Genomic DNA, 4,125 nt, shown 5'->3' with positions numbered 1-4,125 from the left:
CGCCGGAGTCGCGGCGCTGCTCGCCGAGGAGGCCGGGCGGGGCGCTCACCGGCGCCTGACGGGCGACCGGGGCGTCCTCGCCGGTGTGGTTGACGCCGTTGGCGCGGTGGCCGTTGAGCCGGGCCGGCGGCTCGGCGTCGACCGGACGGCCGGGCAGCGGTGCCGGCAGGTCGCCGTATCGGGGCGAGGAGGCGGCCCACCCCAGCCCCGGGTCGGGCTGGCTCCACGGCGACGCCGGCTCGAGTGGGCCGGCGATCTCCGCGTTGCGGGACCAGCCGGCCGCCGAGGGCGCCCACCCGTTGCCGGTACGGGCCGGGTCGTCCTGCTGACCCGTCCCGTCGCCGTGCTCTCCCGGGGTGGCGGCACCGGGTTGCCCTGTTTCACTCACCGCGCGCTCCTTGGTCGCCCCCGCTGAGGCTACCGTGTGGTGACAGTGGCGATAAGTTACAGCGGCGGGCCAATTCCGCGACGGGCCATGAGCCTCGACCGGTTCGGGTGAATTGCCGGCTCGTACGACGAACTCGGAGGTTCCCATGACCGCTGTGGGGAACGGTGCACAGACCGCCGGCCGGCCCACCCGCCTGCCCCGTTCCGCGCGCCGCAAGCAGTTGCTCGCCGCGGCGCAGGAGGTGTTCGTCGCCCAGGGCTACCACGCGGCCGCGATGGACGACATCGCCGAGCGGGCGGGCGTCTCCAAGCCGGTGCTCTACCAGCACTTTCCCGGCAAGATGGAGCTCTACCTCGCGCTGCTGGACACGCACTGCGACGCGATCGTGGCGAAGGTGCACGACGCCATGCGGGGCACCAGCGACAACAAGGAGCGGGTCGGCGCGTCGGTACGCGCGTACTTCGACTTCGTCGACCACGAGAGCGAGGCGTTCCGCCTGGTCTTCGAGTCCGACCTGCGCAACGACCCGGCGGTGCGCCAACGGGTCGAGCGGGTCGAACAGGGCTGCATCGCGGCGATAACGGACACCATCATCTCCGACACCGGGGTCAGCCGGTCGCACGCCGAGCTGCTCGCCTCCGGCTTGGTCGGCGCGGCCGAGACGGCCGCCCAGTTCTGGTTGGCCGGCGGCCGGCAGATGCCCAAGGCCGAGGCCGAGGCGCTGGTCGCCGCCCTGTCCTGGCGCGGCATCGCGAGCTTCCCGCTGCAAGGTGAGTCAGCCTGAACATCCGGCCCCGAGATCGGATAGCCTTCCCATCGGCGGCTCTTTCGCCCAGTTGAGGAGGCACAGTGGAGGTCAAGATCGGCGTGCAGTACGCGCCCCGCGAGCTGGTTCTGGAGAGCGCGCAGTCGCCGGCCGAGATCGAGCAGATCGTGACCGACGCCTTCGCCAAGACCGAGGGCACGCTCTCCCTGACCGACGAGAAGGGCCGGCGGATCATCGTGCCGGTCAGCAAGGTCGCCTACGTGGAGATCGCCGAGGCGTCGCCGCGCGCGGTCGGGTTCACCGTCCGCTGAGCGGGCCGGCGTCCGTGGCGGGTGACTTCCGGTCACCCGCCGCGGACCGCACCGGGATCGTCCCGGTCACCGTCAGTTGTTCAGCCCGGCGGCGGTCATCCGCGCGGTGTGCGCCGCGGTCAGCCGCCGGAACAGCCCCTGCACGTCGACCCGCTCCCCCTGCGCGATGAGCGCGGTGAGCGCGCTCCGGTCGGCGGCGACCCGGCCGGCCTGCGACAGGGCCTCACCCATCAGCCGCCGCGCCCACATAGAGAGCCGGCCGGCCACCCGCGGGTCGGCCGCGATCGCGCCCCGGATCTCCGCGGCGGCGAACTCGGCGTACGTGGAGTCGTGCAGCACGTCGAGGACGAGCCGGCGGTCCGGCTCGGCCAGCGCGCCGGCGATCTCCCTGAGGAAGTCGTCGGTGATGGCGTCGCCCACGTACGCCTTGGTCACCGCCTCCGCCCAGTCCTTCGGCTCGGTCGAGTCGTGGTACGCCTGCAGCGGCTCGACGTACGGCGCCATCGCGTCGTCGGGCAGCACGCCGAGCGCGCCGAGCCGGTCGGCCAACCGCCGGTAGTTGCCGATCTCGGCGGCGGCCATTTCGCCCAACGTCGCCCGGCGGCGCAGGTCAGGGGCGAGTCGGGCGTCGGCGACCATCCGTTCGAAGGCGAGCAGCTCACCGAAGGCCATCAGGCCGAGCAGGTCGACGACGGCGTGGTGCGGCAGGTCGGGGGCGGGCACGAGCGCAGGCTATCGTCCTCGACCAAACACGGGTGGAGTGGCCTGGATCACATCCGTTACCCCCGGGCGTGGCGCCCTCACCCGGAATCAGGACGGCGTCCGGCCGGTTCAGGTAGTATGGAGCAGTTGCCGTGGGCGCCGACCGACGTTTGACCTGGTCGAAGTCCGTCCGACGGCGCGCGTGCGGCCCGGTCCGGCACGGCAATCTGCCGCCGACCGTGTGGCCCGCGCCATACCGAACGCGCCCTGAGGACATGACGGGGCGCACCCACGAGAGGGCACCCCCAAATCCATATGAGCGAACTGACTCAAGACCTCATGGACGGCCAGGAACTGGCCCCCACCGCCCCGGTGCGACCGGAGGCACCCACCTTCGCCGAGCTGGGCGCGCGTCAGGAGACCGTCGACGCGCTGGCCGCCTCCGGCATCACCCGCGCCTTCGCGATCCAGGAGTACGCGCTCCCGATCGCGCTGCGCGGCACCGACCTGATCGGCCAGGCGCCGACCGGCACCGGCAAGACCCTCGGCTTCGGCGTACCGCTGCTGGAGCGGGTCTTCGCCCCTGACGAGGGAAGCGACGGCGTGCCGCAGGCACTGGTCGTCGTACCCACCCGCGAGCTCGGCATCCAGGTCGCCAAGGACCTGCAGGCCGCGGGGCGCATCCGGGGCGTCCGGGTGCTGCCGATCTACGGCGGCGTGGCCTACGAGCCGCAGATCGACGCGCTGCGTAAGGGCGTCGAGATTCTGGTCGGCACGCCGGGCCGGCTGATGGACCTGCAGAAGCAGAAGCACCTGCGGCTCGACCGGGTGCGCGCGCTGGTCCTCGACGAGGCCGACCGCATGCTCGACCTGGGCTTCCTCGACGACGTCGAGAAGATCCTCGCCATGCTGCCGGAGGACCGGCAGACGATGCTCTTCTCGGCGACCATGCCGGACCCGATCGTCGCGCTGTCCCGGCGCTTCCTGCGCCGTCCGGTGACGATCCACGCCGGGCACACCGCCGAGACCGGCCCGTCGCCGCAGACCCAGCAGCTGGTCTACCGCACCCACTCGATGAACAAGGTCGAGATCGTGGCCCGCATCATGCAGGCCGAGGGGCGCGGGCTGACCATGATCTTCACCCGCACCAAGCGGGCCGCCGACCGGGTCGCCGAGGACCTCGACTTCCGGGGGTTCGCGGTCGCCGCGGTGCACGGAGACCTCGGGCAGGGTGCCCGGGAGCGGGCGCTGCGGGCGTTCCGGGCCGGCAAGATCGACATTCTGGTCGCCACCGACGTGGCGGCGCGCGGGCTCGACGTCACCGGCGTCACGCACGTCATCAACTACGACTGCCCCGAGGACCAGGACACCTACACCCACCGGATCGGCCGCACCGGCCGGGCGGGGGCGACCGGTGTCGCGGTGACCTTCGTCGACTGGGACGACATGCCCCGCTGGCGGATCATCGACAAGACGCTGGGCCTCGAGATGCCGGAGCCGCCGGAGACGTACCACACGTCCCCGCACCTCTACACCGACCTGCACATCTCCACCGAGGTCAGCGGCACCCTGCCGACCGCCGAGCGCACCCGCGCCGGCCTGTCGGCCGAGGTCGAGGAAGACCTCGGCGGGGGCCGCTCCCGTCGGGGTGAGAGCCGGAGCCCCCGGCGCGGTGAGGGCCGTGGTCGCGGTGAGAGCCGCGGTGAGGGTCGTGGCGAAAGCCGTGGTGAGGGTCGTGGCGAAAGCCGTGGTGAGGGCCGTGGTGAGGGCCGTGGTCGCGGCGAGCGTGGCCGGAGCCGCGACGCCGACGTGACCGCCGGGCCGGACACCACCGGGCCGGACACCGACGCGCCGGTCGCCGACATCGCCGGCGCCGAGGAGGGCACGCGGACCCCGCGGCGCCGCCGGCGCCGCCGGGCCGGTGAGGTCGTCGCCGGCGAGCCGACCGCGGTGATCGC

General features: G+C 72.9%; 4 protein-coding genes and 1 pseudogene. 3 read left to right on the top strand and 2 right to left on the bottom strand.

What is annotated here, in order from left to right; genetic code table 11:
* Positions 1 to 388 (bottom strand): annotated as a pseudogene (locus NCC78_RS28705) (hypothetical protein); the annotation flags it as partial.
* 145 nt (positions 389 to 533) lie between these two features.
* Between NCC78_RS28705 and NCC78_RS28700 the strand changes: the two are divergent.
* Both NCC78_RS28700 and NCC78_RS28695 read left to right on the top strand, forming a co-directional pair.
* On the top strand, positions 534 to 1,172 hold the full coding sequence (locus NCC78_RS28700; RefSeq protein WP_250798432.1) for a TetR/AcrR family transcriptional regulator: 639 nt from the start codon (positions 534 to 536) through the stop codon (positions 1,170 to 1,172).
* Between the two features lie 65 nt (positions 1,173 to 1,237).
* A complete protein-coding gene (locus NCC78_RS28695) occupies positions 1,238 to 1,465 on the top strand; it encodes a DUF3107 domain-containing protein (protein ID WP_250798430.1) in 228 nt (75 codons plus the stop codon).
* Between the two features lie 72 nt (positions 1,466 to 1,537).
* Here the strand turns inward: NCC78_RS28695 and NCC78_RS28690 are convergent, their stop codons facing one another.
* Positions 1,538 to 2,188, bottom strand: a complete 651-nt coding sequence (locus tag NCC78_RS28690; protein ID WP_250798429.1) for a ferritin-like fold-containing protein — start codon at positions 2,186 to 2,188, stop codon at positions 1,538 to 1,540.
* A gap of 294 nt (positions 2,189 to 2,482) precedes the next feature.
* On the opposite strand from NCC78_RS28690, the gene NCC78_RS28685 reads away from it, so the two are divergent.
* Positions 2,483 to 4,125, top strand: a 1,643-nt coding sequence (locus NCC78_RS28685) for a DEAD/DEAH box helicase (protein ID WP_250798427.1), incomplete at its 3' end; no start/stop codon positions are given.

The sequence above is a fragment of the Micromonospora phytophila genome, assembly GCF_023656545.1.
Lineage (GTDB): Bacteria > Actinomycetota > Actinomycetes > Mycobacteriales > Micromonosporaceae > Micromonospora > Micromonospora phytophila.
Note: the sequence above shows the minus strand (reverse complement) of the source record. Positions and strands in the feature narration are given on the sequence as shown.

What these genes read in the sequence shown, in the direction of transcription:
- NCC78_RS28700 (WP_250798432.1), top strand. Translation starts at nt 534, where the DNA reads ATGACCGCTGTGGGGAACGGTGCACAGACCGCCGGCCGGCCCACCCGC.